Below are 16,394 nucleotides of genomic sequence, written 5' to 3' on the forward strand. Positions count from 1 at the left end.
AACTCAAATAGAGTATACCGAAAATTTTGCATAAAAATAACCCGAAAACTTACAACACTCTTTTTTTGAGTGTTCAGTTTTCGGGTTGAGATTCAATTTTCACCCCGACTCTCTTTCTTACTATTTATACGTGTATGTATTAGCTAGAAGGCACTTTAACATACTCATCGATGTCTTTAAAATTGACAATTGTTTTTGATTCGCAAATTTCTCGCATCTCTTCATCAGAATAATCCCAATAAATTTTAACAACTGCTGAGTTTGTTAATAATTTTTCAATTCTTCCTACCATGTTGCGTTCACGGAAGGTGAAGCGTATTTCATCTCCTATATCTGGTCGTACAGACTCTTTTACAGTATTAATAACTTCTACTGCCTCATCGTAGGGTAAATCCAGTAATGATGCAATTCTCGACTTACTTGTACCACGACGTAATTCAGTTCCAACTAGTTCTTGCATTTCATCTGTGACTTTAATACTCATATATAGCCTCCTAGTTAACCATGCGCCTTCTAATCACCATTGTACCATATTTTGTATTTTAATAATAATTTAAAGGCTTACCCGTTGAAAAACGGCATTATATCTGGTTTTTTTCTAGGTAAAAGTATTTTGTGACCTCACGCCAGGTTAAGTTAGATAAGTCACTCTCATGGTTTTTTAAGAAATTTTCCACCCAAGTTTGGTTGGTTTTCGCATAATCACGTAAGATCCAACCCATTCCCTTATTAATAAAAAATTCATCTGTATGCAAGCAATTTTCACAAGTTTCAGCTAATAAAATCTTATCTGTTTGCTCCTTCATCCCCAGTTGATGGATCATTGAAGTCCGCTTCAACCAGACATTATCCGATGAGCTCCACGCCGCCATTTCCGACTTCAATTCAGGATTCTTATGGACTAAATAACCGATTGTTTTAACCAAGGCATCCACCGAATCCCACCACGATTTTTGGACGATCAATGTTTTTAATCTAGGTAAATCATCCGGCTGCAAATATTTCTTCATTTCTTTCAAATAATTACAAACAATGTATTGAAATTCTCTTTCGGAAAATGACCAAAATTCGTCAACAAAAGCCCAGTCAATGATTGCTTGATTAGGATTTTCCATGAAGCGCAACTTTGCTTCTGCTTTCGCTTCCTTTAGGTAGGGTTTAAAAATATCCCGGCGCGTTTGGCTTTTGATACCAATAAATGGAAACTGGTTACGTTGGTACTTGGCCATCGGTTCAGCATCATCGCTTGCATGATCATACATTTCTTCAATTAAGTACTGCCAATTCACCATCGAATTCTCCCTATTGAATTTCCGCTAACAAGCTCACCAATTGGTCTTTAAATCCTTGGCTAGAAATCCTCTCTGCAACTCGACAATTCGGCGCACGTTTGAATTCCTCTTCCCAGTCAACAATGTTGTAGCCACGGGCAAATTGACCTTGTGTTTCAACATCCACGTAATATTCAGTCGCTTGAAGCATCAATTCTGGTACCGCAGCAACTGCAACCAATAATGAATCTGTACAAGTAATCCCGTCGATTCCTCGTTTTGCCAGTTCAAACTCACGGACAAACATATTAATATCTAAGAAGAATTTTGAACCTTTTGTATTTAAAGCTTGAATTTCTTCAATATCTTCTTCATACATCACACCAAAGTCTAAAGAAGCATCCCAAGTAACCATGGTTTTTGCTGTTGATGCATTTAAGACGATTCTAGCCGCCTCAGGATCCACATAGAAGTTATATTCAGCCGAGACATTCATATTCCCTAAGCGGTTGTTTACCCCACCCATAATCCAAATATGCTTGATATCCGCTGCAATCTCTGGTGCCTTCTTAATAGCCATCGCGATATTGGTTAATGGCGCTAAAGCTAGTATTTCAATTTCCCCAGGATTTGCTTTAATTGTATCGATAATAAAGTCTACGGCATGGTCATTTTCCGGTTCTTGCTGAGGTTTTGGAAAAACAGCATCCCCCATACCATTGCCACCTTGAATTTCCTCAACCGTATCGTGTTTCGCGTTAGGTAGGGCAATCATGGGACTTTGGTAACCCTTATAAACAGGGACCTTGTAACCAGGATTATAGGTTTCAATAGTGGTCAAGGCATTCTCAACCTCTTGGTCAAAAGCTACATTTCCAGCAACAATTGTCACACCTTCAACCTTAAAATACTTCAAAGCCATCAAAATCGCTGTTGTATCGTCCCCAGCTGTATCCGAATCAATAATTACTCTTCTCATGTTAAATCCTCCAATATGGTTATTTATTTTCATTATAGCCTATCTTTATAGGTGGAGATATAAGGAAGTGAGGGTTGAAGTGTATAATGGGATTTACGGTATAGAAAAAGCCACCCAGATGAGTGGCTTGATAGGAATTTTAAAATACTAAGCATGGTAAAAATTTCCTTTTAATAGACTGTACTGCTACAGATATATAATTATAAAACAAATACAAATCTTAAATTTTACGATTGAAGATTATCTAGCAGCCAGTAATTAGCAAATTTTCTATAATAATCAAAAAGGTTTCCTATTATTTGTTAGGAAACCTTTATAAACAAAATGGTGGTGATGGCACTTCTGTATCCTTTTTTCACTTACTCACTGATCTTGTAAACCTGATCTATCATGAGAATCAATGTCCTCTTCAGAAACATCTGGATCTTCTCCCTCAACTTCTCCATCTACCAAAGGATTAATTGGCGATCCTGGTAAACCGGGATTCATTAAGCCTGGGCTAAAATACATGCTGGGCATATTTATCCTAGGTATAACAATCTTAGGGTTTGAATTTTTATATAGTTGCTGCATTATCTTAATTGAATCAAGTAATTCAGTATTCTGAGATAGAGCCGAAAAAGATGATGTAACATTTTTAATGTTAGATTGTAATGTTTGTGCAAAATTAATGCCACTAAAATTTTGAGCTTTGGAAACACTTTCACTTATGATCTTGACTACATCAATCATAGGTTTAACCAAAGTAGCATATTGTTTTCCCATATTTTCTAGTGTCTCACCCAACGATAGCAGTACCTCTCTAGGTTTAATTTCTCTTCTGTGTTCGCTCTTAACATAATTTAAAGCGTCCTTTAAACCTTTAGTTGATTTCCTTATAATTTTTTTATTTACATCAAATTCATTTTCAGTAATTTCTTTATTATGCATAACCCCATTTCTAACATCGCGAATTAATCTAATATCTTTTTCTGCTTCACCATACTCTATCCCTGAAAAGGATGATTCCCACAATGAATATGATTTATTATTATTAAGAAATACTAGTATTTTATCTTTATTTATTTCTGTAGCTGTTTTAATGTCTTCTATAGCTTTATCAATAAAATCGTTAGTAAATTTGTTAGGTCTCTGGTCAAAGAGAAATGATATATACTCTTGGTAGGAAAAGGCTTCCAATCCTCTTTCGATTAACTTGCTACCTCTTAAATTATTTTTAAATTCACTCTTCTTATTTTCATTAAGTGTTTGTTGGACCCACGAACTTCCAAAAGTGTCAATTAAGATTAAATATATCAAATTTCTTAACAAGCTTTCATGCTCTGAAATAAAAGAAAAAAGTTTTTCATTAAAGTAAATTGAAGATTCATCATAGGAAATAACAATTTTATATCCTGATCTATGCTCGCCTTTTCTGATCAAATCTTTTACGGCACTTAAGACTGAGGCATTTACTCGATTTTTACCCTCTAGTTCTAAAATCAGATACACGTACTTTCTATTTGTTGAAAGCTTTAGATTATAAGAAATATCTTTTTCATCAAAATTTAATGTATCTGAATTTATTGAGATACCGCTAATGTTACAAAGTATATTTTTAATCTCTTTAAATGTGATGCTTTTTTTATCATTAAAAAACAAAATATCTACCTGCAAATTTAACCTCCCTATGTTTTAAATACCAAACATACTGTAATTATATATATTCATTATTTTTGACGAAGAATCTCAAAATCAATCCCTAGTAAATTAAATCATATTCCAACATAATTTTTTTAACTACTCCCCTTACTATGGTTGTTATCGTTAATTAGATTGCTATTTCTACTATCTTGATAGATTAATTACCAACACTGTTTTTCATCATTTGATAATGTGAATGTTGATTATTTTTTTTGAAAAGCTCCTCAAAAACATAATAAAATTTTTCATAAGTTTCTCCAGTCTGCTCAACATATAGATCATCTTTAATTCTATGTGTCCCGTCATGAGAGAATTTAATTAATGAATCAGCAATAATTTGTTCTTCTTCATCAAATGCTTGTACTAATTCATCAAGTTTTTTATTTCCCAAAAATGTAAAATATTCTTCTAGTATTCTGCGCATTATATTCGGAACAGATGAATTAGGCTTTTCCTTTGCTTCCTTAAGTTCCTTCCATAACAATTCGTAGGAGGAATTAATTGGATTATTTTTATACTTTTTGATATAAGAAATTCCTTTATTTTTTCTCAATATATAATAATTCGTCAAATTATTATCAGATTTGTAGGTAATTTCCTTAAAAAAATAAGTGTTATGAGTAGATATAATTAACTGATCAATATTTAAATTTTCTTTCTTTTTCACCAGCTGTTTAATAATTGACGAGACAACATACAAAATAGAGCTATCTAAACTAGATATTGGGTCATCAATTACAATAATTTTTTTAGAATCTTTATCCTTAATAATAGTATGATAAAAGTACAAAAATGAAATAAAGGTTTTTTCTCCCTCACTTAAGTTATTACTTACTAAGTCTCCATTCTCTCGAATTAAAGAATAAGAAGTCTCATTCATTACTTTTACTTTAAAATTATAAAATCCAAATAATTGTAGCTGTTTATTTATATCAGAAACTGTAAATTCTATCCCCGAAATTTTATTTTTTATCTTCTCGACTTCCGTATCTATTTCTTTAATGGACTTACTTACCTTTTCTATATTTATATTTATACCGTTTACTTTTTTTTGATTCGTTTCAATACCTTCAAAATGTTCTTTCGAATACTTATTTGCTAACTTAAAGAAATTAATTTTTACTTCCTTTATAAGCCTTTGCTTTGATTCAGATCTATTATTAACTATTTTATTATGATCTTCAATCGAAGAGTTTGCATTTTTAATTAGCAAACGTAAATTATCTAAAACATCATCAAAATTTTCTATTTCTTGCTTAGTTGATGGATTAGCTAATTTGCTTTCTAGTATTTTTTCATTTTTATTGTTTATTGTTTCTGCTTCTAACTCAATTTCTACTATACTATTCCGACTTAAAAAATCATTCTCTTTAAGCTCTACAAGCAAATTTCGTAATTCAGAATAATAATTTTTATAGAGAGCAACACTTTTATTTAATATCTCAATTTTCTCAGTATATGTACTATCAAAATAATTTTTAAGATTAGCTACGATGTTGTCCGTTAACTCTCTTTGACACATAGGGCATTGTGTCATATGGTTTTCTTCTATAATATCGGTCCCTTTTGCTACCCAATCTTGAATATTTAAAGAATTTATCATTTCGGAAAAATCGATATTTTCTGTTCCAATTATCTCTTCCTTAAAAATATCAAAATCAAGGGTATCAGTACTCAACTTAAATTCCGAAATTAGAGATACCTGTGATAAATCAGTATCGTACACTTTTTCAGTTCTATTAATTAATTCATCAATTGAAAGTTGGGGAGATAATTTATCAAAATCTTTCTTATCATTTTGATATTGCTCATAAAATTTCTGTTTGTTATTTCGGTTATAAAATGCCGTTTTATTAAAAACAGAATATAGTTCGCTCTCTTTATCACGATATATTCTCCATAAATAATCAATAAATTTATTTTTTGAATTAGCTAATTCATCTTTAGCTATGATTAAATTGCGATTAGCATTCTCAAGCTTTTTTTCATTATTAATCTTACTTTTCTTATACTCTTCTAGTTGTTCTTCATATAACTTAGCATTTTCTCCTAATGAAAAAATTCCTGGAATTTGTTTTTCAACAATAACATTTTCTGAAAATTTTTGATTGTAAACAAAAATTTTTTCTTCTGAATTGTAATCACTACTACAATTAGAATACTCATTTTCTAATTCTGTAGAAGTTTTTGTATTAGTTAAACTATTAATATAATTAGATATAGTTGTTTTACCTACGCCATTTCCACCATATATATAATTAATTTTATTCAAATCTGCTATTTTTATACCATCTGAATCAAAACTTGCAATATTGGAAATAATTAGTTTATTTATCATTTTTCCTCCATAGTTTTATCAACCATTCTTCTTCAAAATAAAAGTCATTCAATTCATACATAGTTACAGGCGTTAAATAAAATTCATGTTTAGCTACTAAATTTCATTTATCATTACCATTAATCAACATTATGACACGATTCTAATTCTTGAGGTTTCAATTATTCATCTAAATATATTTAAAGGTACTTATTCCTGATTGGTTATCCTAACTATTCTATTATCATTAATCTAAGTAATTACTTCTATATTGCTATAATTTTGAGATTTATACCTGAAAGATTTATAATGCTTTATAACCTGCATCGATTAAATGAGAATAAAAAATCAGTTGGATTTATCTGATAAATATATCTAAGTTATTTTTTCCTCGAGATACGAGCTTTTTAATTTTCATTTATTGAAACCATATAGTGTTGGTATTTCGAGACTCAAATAAATATGTCGTCTCACGTTTTTCATAAGGATATTGTTTTCTTCCAAGAAGCCACCACCTAAAACTATTAATCGATAATAATATTTGTAAGTTCGATTAAATAATTTTTTCACATTATTATTTAACTTCTGTAGATGTACATCAGTTTTATTATCACTTTATATATTGGTCATATTTTTATTTAATACATTATCTATCTAATACTCACCAATTACTTAATTATAACTATAGTTTCCTATTGGTTATGGAAAAATCACTTCAATTCCACATAATTTTCTCATTTGATTGAAATTTTACTCTTATTATACTTTAGATTCAGAAAGTTATCTATTCAATCTAGGAATATCTATTTTTGTAATGAAATAAGGAATTATTCAAACAATTTGATTACTTCAGAAGCCTTAGAAAGAACCTTCTCCAACAAATTTCTTTAATACACTAATTAATTTAGTAATCAAATTTTATAAATAGAGCCCATCATTATTATCTGAATACAAAAAAGACTCCCTAACAGCCTTTACAACTGTTAGGAAGCCTTTGTTGAATAATATGGAGGTGAGGGGATTTGAACCCCTGTCCAAACACTCCGGTTGTATAACTTTTACCACTATAGTTTATTCTCGAATTTGCGCACTAATGGTGAATAAACAAACCACTTAGATTGCTAGTCTGATTAATCTCTTTTCCTTGCTCCAGACGGAAGCTTAGAACGTAACCTACTATAATAGGACTCGGAACCAACGCATAGGTGACGCCGGGCGAATCTTAGCTAGCTGTTATTAGGCAGCGAAAGCTAAAGTGTTTGTTTCTTGTTTGTCAGTTATTTTTAAACTGGTAACGTTGTTGCGAAGTCGTAACCTCCGAGCAGTAGTCATACACCGGGCTATGCCTGTCGAATCCAATAACACCCCCGTGAATGTACTCTTTATAATATCACGAATTATACAAGAATGTCAAAAAATATGAGTCAGTATAATCTGGTTAGATGCTTTTGAGTATTTTATCATTAATAAGGGCTTTCATTTGAGCGTAAACACTTATATGTTATAATGTTTATATAATTTAAAGAAAGAGGATGATATCATGTCAAATGAAAACAAAGGTACTTTCGATAAAATTAAAGGTTCAGTAAATGAAGCAGTCGGTAAAGTTACTGGCGATAAAGAGCAAGAAGGTAAAGGTAAAGCCCAACAAGCTCGTGGTGAAGCAGAAGAAAAAATTAATGATGCAAGAAAATCTTTTGATGATGCCAAAGATGATGTTAATGGTCGCTTAGACGGCTTTACTAACAACGATGACGAAAAATAATTTTACTAGTTATTAGATTGAAAGGTGTGGCTTAATGGCTACATCTTTTTTATTCTTTCTTTTATATAATATAATTGTTCAAATTTATACTATTTTTGATCAATATATACATCAATCCATTCTCGCTGAATGGCCTTCTTTTCTATATTTATTCGATTTAAACTTCTTCATCATCTACTTTGGCTTTTTCTTTTTGTCAACAGCAGCAGTACACATAGCGACACCAATAGCTATCCCAAATGAGATACCTAAGAATATATTATTCATGGCACGACCAAATATGAGACCGAATAACACGCCAGATGAAATTGCGGTTTTCAAGTCTACTATATCTCCCCTTTTCTATCATGCCTGATTCAATCACCTAAATCTGTTTCGATCATTATCGTCTATTGCTTTTCGTCTCCGCATAACGTCAGCGATTGATCAGACCACAAGTCCAGTAGCAATTCCCACAGATACCTCAAGGCCTATTTGACCTATGGCTATACCCAACGCAGCTCCGATTGCTACTCCAACACAAACGCCCATATTCAAAACTATCGACTCCATATCATTTCCCCATGTACCATTCTTTAATTATATTTTACTGAGAAACTTTGGCAAAATAGTAATGATGTCTCCATATTGGCTTAATTAAGTAAAATTGAATTTTATTTCTATCTCTTCTTGGCCAAGTTCTCTCGTATAACGAACCTCCTTCATGGACAATTGGCCTGATTTATCCAAGGCGATAGCGGTTGTAGAAACTGTCCCAAAGTCTCCTTGGCCTTCGATAAAAATACCTGATGCCTTTTTGGCCTGGTCTAGGGTCAAAAAGCTAGGAAAATCTGTTAAATGGGGATTCGCCTCGGTATTTTGAAAGTTTTTTAGCATTTTATTTAAATCAATTTCACCTTGCATTAAATGCATTAAATCTTTCACCGACTGACTTTTCCGGTAGGCTGACAAATCATCGTAGGTGTTAGATATTGAATGAATGCCTGCTGCATAATTAGTCAAGCTATCATCTACATTATTGTACATTTTGAGTTCTATTTTAGGATGAATTCGACCAACTAGTAGATGATACCCTTCAAACTGTTCTCTATGGTAACGTAAATTAGATACATAGTCACTAGCACTGATTTCCGAATCCAGGTAGTCCATAATCAGAAACCCCCGGCTAATCGGGTCAGCTACTTGGCAGTCTACAAAGGGATAATTAGTTAGCGCAGCAAATTTACCCGCCTTAGAAAAGGCCAACCAAGTCCCGCCTTGTTTCAAGTCACGACCGCCAATAATGTTAGCAGGTTCTTCCCATTCATGAATAGGTAAACTCGCTCTTGAATAAGCCTCATCGCGGTTTGCGGTCAGAACGAAAGGGTATTCAGTATCCGTTTGAATAGAAAAAGTAATTAAACACATAGGTAACCTCTCAATCCTTAAAAGAAAAGCATGACAAAGTAGACGCACTCGCCTATTCTATCATGCTTTTAATTGTTTAAGAAATATCTGAATAATCCAAATCTGTTTCTTCGTCATTGATTTCTTTACGGGCAAAGTGGTCTGTCTGGTTAAAGGCTTCTAGGTGGTATAAACCATCTTGATATCTAACCACGGACACACTAGCATTATCTAGCATTGAATCAATTTCAAATTGTGGGATTAATTCGTGGATCATATTACGGATAGTCATCCCGTGACTCACAATTAGAATCGTTTGATCAGTTTCTCTGTGTTTAGTAATCACATCAATCAAACCTAATTCCACGCGCATCCAAAATTCCATGAAGTTTTCTGCATCGTGGTAAGGATCCATTTCTTTAAAAGCATTCAATTCTAAACGAACACTTTCATCTGAAGTTGCTCCAGTATAGGAACCATCTTTACCAGTAGCAATCTCTGTTACTTTGTCCCATAAACCTCTTGCGTCTAATCCTTCAAAAGAACCAAAGAAGACTTCTCTAAACTCTGGACGTTTCTCAATTTCAATATCTTTAGCAGTTGCCTTATTTTCGTCTAGAATAAGTTCTGCTGTTTTTACCGTACGTTGTAAATCACTCGTATATACTGCTGAAAATTCTACATCGGCCAATCCACGACCACTGCTACGTACATCTTCTTCTCCGCGTGGCGTTAGTGGCGCATCAGCCCACCCTTGCATACGTCCATAATAGTTTAGATACGTTTCTCCATGACGCATGAAGTAAATCGTCACACCTTTTGACATGAATAAATTCCTCCTCAAATTACACTACTCTTGGTCTTATTGTACCATTTCTATAGGCATGAAGTAATTTTTTTAACTGGGCGACTTGGTCTTCCAGTTTAACCCCTACATCGGTTTGGCGCACTTGTAATCGTTCTAGCTCTTTATCGATAATTCGACGTGTAGATACGATATCTGTTTCATGTTCCACGGCATCCTCAATACTAGAGAATGGCTGGTGGCTCACTAATAACATACCAAACGAATTATATAGTAAGGTATAACCTGCTAGGCCTGTGGTTGGTTGATAGGCTTTTGAAAAACCGCCGTCAATCACTAAGAGTTTACCGTCCGCTTTAACTGGGTCTTCACCCTTGCGCTCTTTAACCGGTGTATGACCGTTTACAATATGCCCTCGATCTGGACGAATACCAAACTCGCTTAAAATCAATTCAGCACACTCTTTGTCATTACGTAAAGTATAGTAAATATTCTTTGGCTCATGATGGGTTTCAGCATCCTCGATATAGTAACGCTCAAACGTCGTCATTTTAGTCTTTCCAAATAAAGACGAACCTTCCCCTTGCCAGATATACCACATGTAATCTAAATCAGGGTTTTCGTCTTCATTTGGTCCTTGAGCCGCAAAAGCTTGACGCATAGCCTTCTCAAATTGATCCAACAATTCCCGTCCTGCATATGAACGGCCGTGAATTTCAACCGCCTTAAATGACATATCTTCATTCATCGGAATACAACCGTGATATAACAGGTTTTCATTGTAGACTTTATACAATGACCCCTTACTATATAGGTAGGCAATATGCTTTTGCAGACGGTCAGAGTTTAAGAAACCTGCTTGCAATTTCGCCATCACAAACTCTTCATCCTCAGTTAGTTTGAACGGATCTGCCGGGTCTACCGTAGGGAATGTCGTATTCTTCAAGTCATATTCCTTCTCTCCAACGAGTACAGTCCCTTTTTCCAAGTCTAATTTATCGAGGAATAAGCGGTTGTCGGTTTGGAATTCAGGGTGGCGTTTAATGACTTGCGCTTCTAATTTAAATTGAATAATCGTGATTGCCTGCTGCATCTTGGCAATTTGTTTTACTTCTTCTGGAAAATGGTCCACCGCATCGTCAATCTTAGGCATGAATTCCGCGATAGTGTCATCCTGGTATGTAGCCTCCGCGAATGCCACCAAGGGTCTCAGTGAAATACCGTAGCCATCCTCGATGATTTCTAAGTTGTCATAACGGGCACAAATCCGTAATACATTGGCAATCAAGACGCGTGACCCTGAAGCAGCCCCCATCCAAATGGCGTCATGGTTCCCCCATTGGATATCGATGGATTTCTGAGCAGCCAACAAGTCAATAATTTTATCAGGTGACGGCCCACGGTCATAGATGTCCCCTAAAACGTGTAAATGATCGACAACAAGTTCCTGCATCAATTCAGACAAGGCTTCAATTAGACGGTTCGCTGCCCCTAATTCGATTACATTTTGAATGATATTCCAGTAGTAAGACCCCTTGTTGGTCAAGACAGAATCCTTAAATAACAACTCCTCAAGGATGTAAGACATGTCTTTTGGCATAGCCTTGCGAACTTTTGAACGGGTGTATTTAGACACAACAAATTGTCCCAACTCCACCATTCTAGAAATTGTTAACGTATAGAATTCATGCTCTTCCTCTACATCTGTAATATCCACTAACACACGGTCTAGCTTCTCTTCTGGATAGTAGACAAGGGTTGCCAACTGGTTCATTTCATTCGTCGATAACCGGTTTTGGAATACCTCTCGAATCTTTTCTTTAATATTCCCCGACCCATTACGTAACACGTGCGAAACAGCATCATACTCGCCATGGAGGTCACTAATAAAATGTTCTGTGGCTTTAGGTAATTCCATAATCGCTTCTAGATTAATGATTTCTGTTGTTACTGAGGCAATATCTGGAAATTGCTCAGATAATAATAATAAATAACGTTCATTGTAGTCCATCACTACTTCACTCACTTTCTTTCAACCATCATACCATGTCTCGTAGAAGATAAAAATTGCAATATTACTATTTCTAACAAATTCATGAGATTTTTTCAAAAAATTGGCTATTTAAGTCCTTCTTAACTCGCTTTTATAATTATATTAAATAATCTATTAACTTGCTATCATTAACTAATGACAAAATAGCAAAAAAGCATACCCATAAACTTTGCAGTTTTTCACATAGGTATGCTTCCTGATTAAATTTTCAATGCTCGTTGCGCTTCTCGTTTCATATCTTTCTCTTTTAAAGCACGACGCTTATCATATTTTTTCTTACCCTCAGCTACGCCTAATAGCACTTTGGCGTAACCGCGTTTAATATAAACTTTTAGTGGTACTAGGGTATGACCTTCCCTTTGTGTCTCTTTTAGTAACTTATTAATTTCAGCCTTCTTCAATAAAAGTTTACGTGGGCGTAGTGGGTCATGGTTGAACATGTTCCCCTGCTCAAATTCGGAAATATGGACATTATACATCCAGACTTCTCCGCGATCGATTCTTGCGAACCCATCTTTTAAATTCAAGCGTGATTGGCGGACAGATTTAATTTCAGTCCCTGTTAGGACCACACCACACTCGATTGTATCTAAAATCGTAAAATCATGATTGGCTTTTCGATTACGTGCAACGACGTTATCGTCATTTTTCTGCACTTTCTTGCCTTTTGCCATTTAGTCACCTTCTAACTGTTCAAATCTTTTATTTGCGTTTACTTTGACGAATGACAAAGCTCCGTTTCTGATTTGATTTTTTACTCTTACTATTGCTATTTTGCTTATTATTTTGTCCTTGACCGCCAGCTTTGCCGTTCTGTGGCTTGCTACCAGACTTCTTACCCTTCTGATGAGGTTTACCTGTGTGCTTATTCTTATTCTCCTTATGAGACTTGCTAGCACCAGATTGGTCATTTCGGCGGTTGCCACCATTTGATTCTTTATCTTGTTGACGTCTACGGCTTCTATTATTGCCTTTACGGCCTTTATTATTGCCACGGCCACCTTTGCGGTTATCTTGACGCTGTAAACTAGTTGATTCACCGTTATCTTCACTCTTCACAATGACAAAATCGATGTCACGTGTATCTGTGTTAACATCCATAACTTTAACAGTCACTCTGTCCCCAATACGGTAAGTTTTTCCAGTATGCTCCCCAATCATCACTAACTGGCTATCTACAAAGTTGTAGTAATCGTCTTTTAGCATAGAAATATGGACTAAACCTTCAACTGTATTTGGTAATTCAACGAATAAACCAAAACCAGTAACCGACGAAATGATTCCTTCAAATTCCATGCCAATTTTATCCAGCATGAATTCTGTTTTCTTCAAGCTATCCGTTTCACGTTCAGCATCCACACTACGACGTTCCATCTTGGAAGAATGTTCTGCTATATCAGATAATTTCATCTTCATCTTCTCTTGTTTGTCTGCATTTGGACGTGCATGACTTTCATAGAAGTGAATTAAACGATGAACAATCAAGTCTGGGTAACGACGGATTGGTGATGTGAAGTGGGTGTAATCTTCAGCCGCCAAACCATAATGGCCGATTGGTTCAATATCATATTTCGCTTGTTTCATTGAACGCAGTAACATCATGGATACAACCGGTTGGAAAGTCGCTCCTTCAACCTCACGCAAGACATTTTGAATATCTTTTGGACGAATAGAAGATTTTGTCCCTTGTGGCACAATACCAAAGGCCGTCACAAATTCTAAGAAACGTTGCATTCTGTCTTCATCCGGTTGCTCATGGACACGGTAGATGAATGGCAATACTTTCCTTGTAAAGTGGCCGGCAACTGTCTCGTTCGCCGATAACATGAATGATTCAATCATCCGCTCTCCAACGCCACGATCACGTACTTCAATCGCTGTAGGATGACCTTCACCATCAACTATAATTTTCGCTTCACGAGAGTCAAAGTCAATGGCACCACGACTAACACGTTTATTGTATAAAATCTCATGTAAAGCACCCATATTTTCTAACATGTCAGTGATCTCACTGTATTTTTCCCGTAATTCTGAATCATTATCTGTGATAATGGCATTTACATCTGAATAAGTCATTCGGTAATCTGAGTGGATAATTGACGGATGAATATCATAATCAACAATACCGCCGTTATGGTCAATTTCCATGATAGCTGTCATTGTTAAACGGTCCACATTTGGATGTAATGAACATATACCATTAGATAAACGTTGCGGTAACATTGGGACTACGCGGTCTGTTAGATAAACTGACGTCCCACGTTCATAGGCTTCTTTATCCATTGCTGAATCTTCTGTCACATAATAAGACACGTCAGCAATATGGACGCCTAATTGATAGTTTCCATTTGGCAATTTACTTAATGAGATGGCATCATCCAAGTCTTTTGCATCTGCCCCATCAATTGTAATAGTCAACAGGTCACGGTGGTCCTTACGCCCTTTTAAGTCATCATTTGAGATGGTTTCAGGCACTTCATTGGCATGATCTAAAACTTCATTAGGGAATTCATGCGGAATTTCAAACATGTTTAAAATGGCAAGGATATCTACACCCGGCTCATCTTTATGACCGATTTGTTGGATGACGTTACCCACAACTGCAAATGGGTGTTGGTCATCTGGATAATCCACTAATTCGACAACAACAATTTCACCCTCTACTGGGTGTAAGCCATCTGGTCTTACTAAGGCGGTTAAATTGTCTAAACCATGGTTTTGCGGTTTCACGCTACCGATAAAACCTGTTGACGCTTTATCATTATCATTAAAGGGCGTAAACTCACCTGTAAGGCGTGTTGTATGACGGACTAATACTTCAGCAATTTCACCTTCAGCTGACTTGTCATTGGCAGGATGAGCTTCTCTGGTGATTTTCACCCGCACTTCATCACTTTGCAAGGCACCATTGGTTTTGCCTTTACCGATGAAAATGTCTTTTTCAAGTTCATCAGTTTTGACGAAACCAAATCCACGTGCGTTCTGGGTAAATACCCCTGTATAAGTGGCTTTGTCTTGTTTGATACTTAAGGTACCGTTGCTTGTAATGGCAATGTCACCAGCTTGCTCTAATTTAGCGAGGGTTTTCACCAAATCGGCAAAATCGTCTGCTTGGTCATAAGACAAGGCTTGGCTTAAAGTTTGTGCTGTGTAATTTTCTTCTGAACTCGCCAACTCGGCAAGGATTTCTTTTTTCATATAATTAATTTTTCTACTCACTATTTCACTCCCAATTTAGGTTGGTTAAATATTCTATTACTGTGTCTTCAAATTCGTGGTGGTATTTACCGACTGTGATTACATGCCTTGCTGAATTAAAGGTATTTAAATAAACGGGTGCAGTGGTAATGGCATCTGCAAACTGCTCTCCAGCGGTTGGGTCAACTAATTCATCTTGACCAGAAGCTGCAATGTAGATTGGCACTTTCAATTCATCTAGTCGTGCGCTTAAATCACGGTTCATGGCATGTACACCGGTAAGGGTTGTATGTAATTGTTGGGCTACTTTGTCGTCCGACTGGTTAATTTCTGCTTCGGTCTTACCAGCGTATTTTTGGACTTTTCGGGCATAGGTCATAAATGATGTTGGTACATTGGAATCAGTAATAGCTTGATCTGTGACAACAGGTGTATTAAATACGCCCCCACCAATTGCCGGATTATTTAAAATCACGGAAATAGCCACTGTACCACCTAATGACAAGCCAAAAACTGCCACCTGCTTATAGCCTTTTTCAACCATAAAATCGTAGGCATCTTGACCGTCTTGTAACCATGCAACTGGATTATCTTTCTTAATTAAATCGAAGACGTTCATAGTGCCATGTCCTGTTAAATGAGGTGCATAAACAGTGTAACCTTCACGATTTAACCGACGTCCCAACATCCGCACGTCGTTCGAAGTACCTGTAAAGGCGTGGAAAAGAATTACTGCCCTTTCATCACCTTCAAAGAAACATGGTTCTGGTAATTTTGCTTGCATGCATATCCACTCTCAATCTTACTATATTATCATAATTTATACATAATGACTTCGCTATTCCATTGTAAGTTTTATTCGCTTTTAAATCAATTAATTGCATTGTCATCAGCAAACGAAAGGCATAAAAATAGCGGTCCCCTAGCAGAACCGCCC

General features: G+C 35.3%; 13 protein-coding genes and 1 other RNA gene. 2 read left to right on the forward strand and 12 right to left on the reverse strand.

The window, feature by feature from the left end; translation table 11 throughout:
- Positions 1-139 precede the first annotated feature (139 nt).
- The 6 genes from ACUW85_RS05980 to ssrA form a co-directional block, all read right to left on the reverse strand.
- On the reverse strand, positions 140-484 hold the full coding sequence (locus ACUW85_RS05980; protein ID WP_003142778.1) for a hypothetical protein: 345 nt from the start codon (positions 482-484) through the stop codon (positions 140-142).
- Positions 485-581: 97 nt separating this feature from the next.
- Positions 582-1,292, reverse strand: a complete 711-nt coding sequence (locus ACUW85_RS05985) for a DNA alkylation repair protein (RefSeq protein WP_182023441.1) — start codon at positions 1,290-1,292, stop codon at positions 582-584.
- Between the two features lie 10 nt (positions 1,293-1,302).
- Positions 1,303-2,250 (reverse strand): nucleoside hydrolase, encoded by a 948-nt coding sequence (locus ACUW85_RS05990; protein ID WP_182023442.1) that lies wholly within the window; start codon positions 2,248-2,250, stop codon positions 1,303-1,305.
- 363 nt (positions 2,251-2,613) lie between these two features.
- Positions 2,614-3,906 (reverse strand): hypothetical protein, encoded by a 1,293-nt coding sequence (locus ACUW85_RS05995; RefSeq protein ID WP_182023443.1) that lies wholly within the window; start codon positions 3,904-3,906, stop codon positions 2,614-2,616.
- Between the two features lie 184 nt (positions 3,907-4,090).
- Positions 4,091-6,271: an AAA family ATPase gene (locus ACUW85_RS06000; RefSeq protein WP_182023444.1), complete on the reverse strand. Its 2,181-nt coding sequence runs from the start codon at positions 6,269-6,271 to the stop codon at positions 4,091-4,093.
- A 983-nt stretch (positions 6,272-7,254) separates the two neighbouring features.
- Positions 7,255-7,619: a transfer-messenger RNA gene (gene ssrA / locus ACUW85_RS06005) on the reverse strand.
- A 171-nt stretch (positions 7,620-7,790) separates the two neighbouring features.
- Here ssrA and ACUW85_RS06010 point away from each other — a divergent pair.
- Positions 7,791-8,015, forward strand: a complete 225-nt coding sequence (locus ACUW85_RS06010) for a CsbD family protein (RefSeq protein ID WP_182023445.1) — start codon at positions 7,791-7,793, stop codon at positions 8,013-8,015.
- 34 nt (positions 8,016-8,049) lie between these two features.
- Positions 8,050-8,370, forward strand: a complete 321-nt coding sequence (locus ACUW85_RS06015) for a hypothetical protein (RefSeq protein ID WP_182023446.1) — start codon at positions 8,050-8,052, stop codon at positions 8,368-8,370.
- A 281-nt stretch (positions 8,371-8,651) separates the two neighbouring features.
- Here the strand turns inward: ACUW85_RS06015 and ACUW85_RS06020 are convergent, their stop codons facing one another.
- From ACUW85_RS06020 to ACUW85_RS06045, 6 genes are all read right to left on the reverse strand, one after another.
- The gene (locus ACUW85_RS06020) at positions 8,652-9,422 is read right to left on the reverse strand and encodes an NRDE family protein (RefSeq protein ID WP_182023447.1); all 771 of its coding nucleotides are present in this window, start codon (positions 9,420-9,422) and stop codon (positions 8,652-8,654) included.
- A gap of 76 nt (positions 9,423-9,498) precedes the next feature.
- Entirely contained in the window at positions 9,499-10,227 is a 729-nt protein-coding gene (locus tag ACUW85_RS06025) for a histidine phosphatase family protein (protein ID WP_182023448.1), read from the reverse strand.
- 19 nt (positions 10,228-10,246) lie between these two features.
- Positions 10,247-12,217, reverse strand: coding sequence for a fructose-1,6-bisphosphatase (locus ACUW85_RS06030; RefSeq protein WP_182023475.1), 1,971 nt, complete (start codon positions 12,215-12,217; stop codon positions 10,247-10,249).
- Between the two features lie 242 nt (positions 12,218-12,459).
- Positions 12,460-12,933, reverse strand: coding sequence for an SsrA-binding protein SmpB (gene smpB, locus ACUW85_RS06035; RefSeq protein WP_016897442.1), 474 nt, complete (start codon positions 12,931-12,933; stop codon positions 12,460-12,462).
- A 28-nt stretch (positions 12,934-12,961) separates the two neighbouring features.
- Positions 12,962-15,478, reverse strand: coding sequence for a ribonuclease R (gene rnr / locus ACUW85_RS06040; RefSeq protein WP_182023449.1), 2,517 nt, complete (start codon positions 15,476-15,478; stop codon positions 12,962-12,964).
- Positions 15,479-15,482: 4 nt separating this feature from the next.
- Positions 15,483-16,241, reverse strand: a complete 759-nt coding sequence (locus ACUW85_RS06045; RefSeq protein ID WP_182023450.1) for an alpha/beta hydrolase — start codon at positions 16,239-16,241, stop codon at positions 15,483-15,485.
- Positions 16,242-16,394 lie beyond the last annotated feature (153 nt).

The sequence above is a fragment of the Aerococcus sp. 150760013-2 genome (assembly GCF_053627715.1).

What these genes read in the sequence shown, in the direction of transcription:
- ACUW85_RS05990 (WP_182023442.1), bottom strand. Translation starts at nt 2,250, where the DNA reads ATGAGAAGAGTAATTATTGATTCGGATACAGCTGGGGACGATACAACA.
- ACUW85_RS06015 (WP_182023446.1), top strand. Translation starts at nt 8,050, where the DNA reads ATGGCTACATCTTTTTTATTCTTTCTTTTATATAATATAATTGTTCAA.
- ACUW85_RS06000 (WP_182023444.1), bottom strand. Translation starts at nt 6,271, where the DNA reads ATGATAAATAAACTAATTATTTCCAATATTGCAAGTTTTGATTCAGAT.
- ACUW85_RS06020 (WP_182023447.1), bottom strand. Translation starts at nt 9,422, where the DNA reads ATGTGTTTAATTACTTTTTCTATTCAAACGGATACTGAATACCCTTTC.
- smpB (WP_016897442.1), bottom strand. Translation starts at nt 12,933, where the DNA reads ATGGCAAAAGGCAAGAAAGTGCAGAAAAATGACGATAACGTCGTTGCA.
- ACUW85_RS06030 (WP_182023475.1), bottom strand. Translation starts at nt 12,217, where the DNA reads ATGGACTACAATGAACGTTATTTATTATTATTATCTGAGCAATTTCCA.
- ACUW85_RS06010 (WP_182023445.1), top strand. Translation starts at nt 7,791, where the DNA reads ATGTCAAATGAAAACAAAGGTACTTTCGATAAAATTAAAGGTTCAGTA.
- ACUW85_RS06045 (WP_182023450.1), bottom strand. Translation starts at nt 16,241, where the DNA reads ATGCAAGCAAAATTACCAGAACCATGTTTCTTTGAAGGTGATGAAAGG.
- ACUW85_RS05980 (WP_003142778.1), bottom strand. Translation starts at nt 484, where the DNA reads ATGAGTATTAAAGTCACAGATGAAATGCAAGAACTAGTTGGAACTGAA.
- ACUW85_RS05985 (WP_182023441.1), bottom strand. Translation starts at nt 1,292, where the DNA reads ATGGTGAATTGGCAGTACTTAATTGAAGAAATGTATGATCATGCAAGC.
- ACUW85_RS06025 (WP_182023448.1), bottom strand. Translation starts at nt 10,227, where the DNA reads ATGTCAAAAGGTGTGACGATTTACTTCATGCGTCATGGAGAAACGTAT.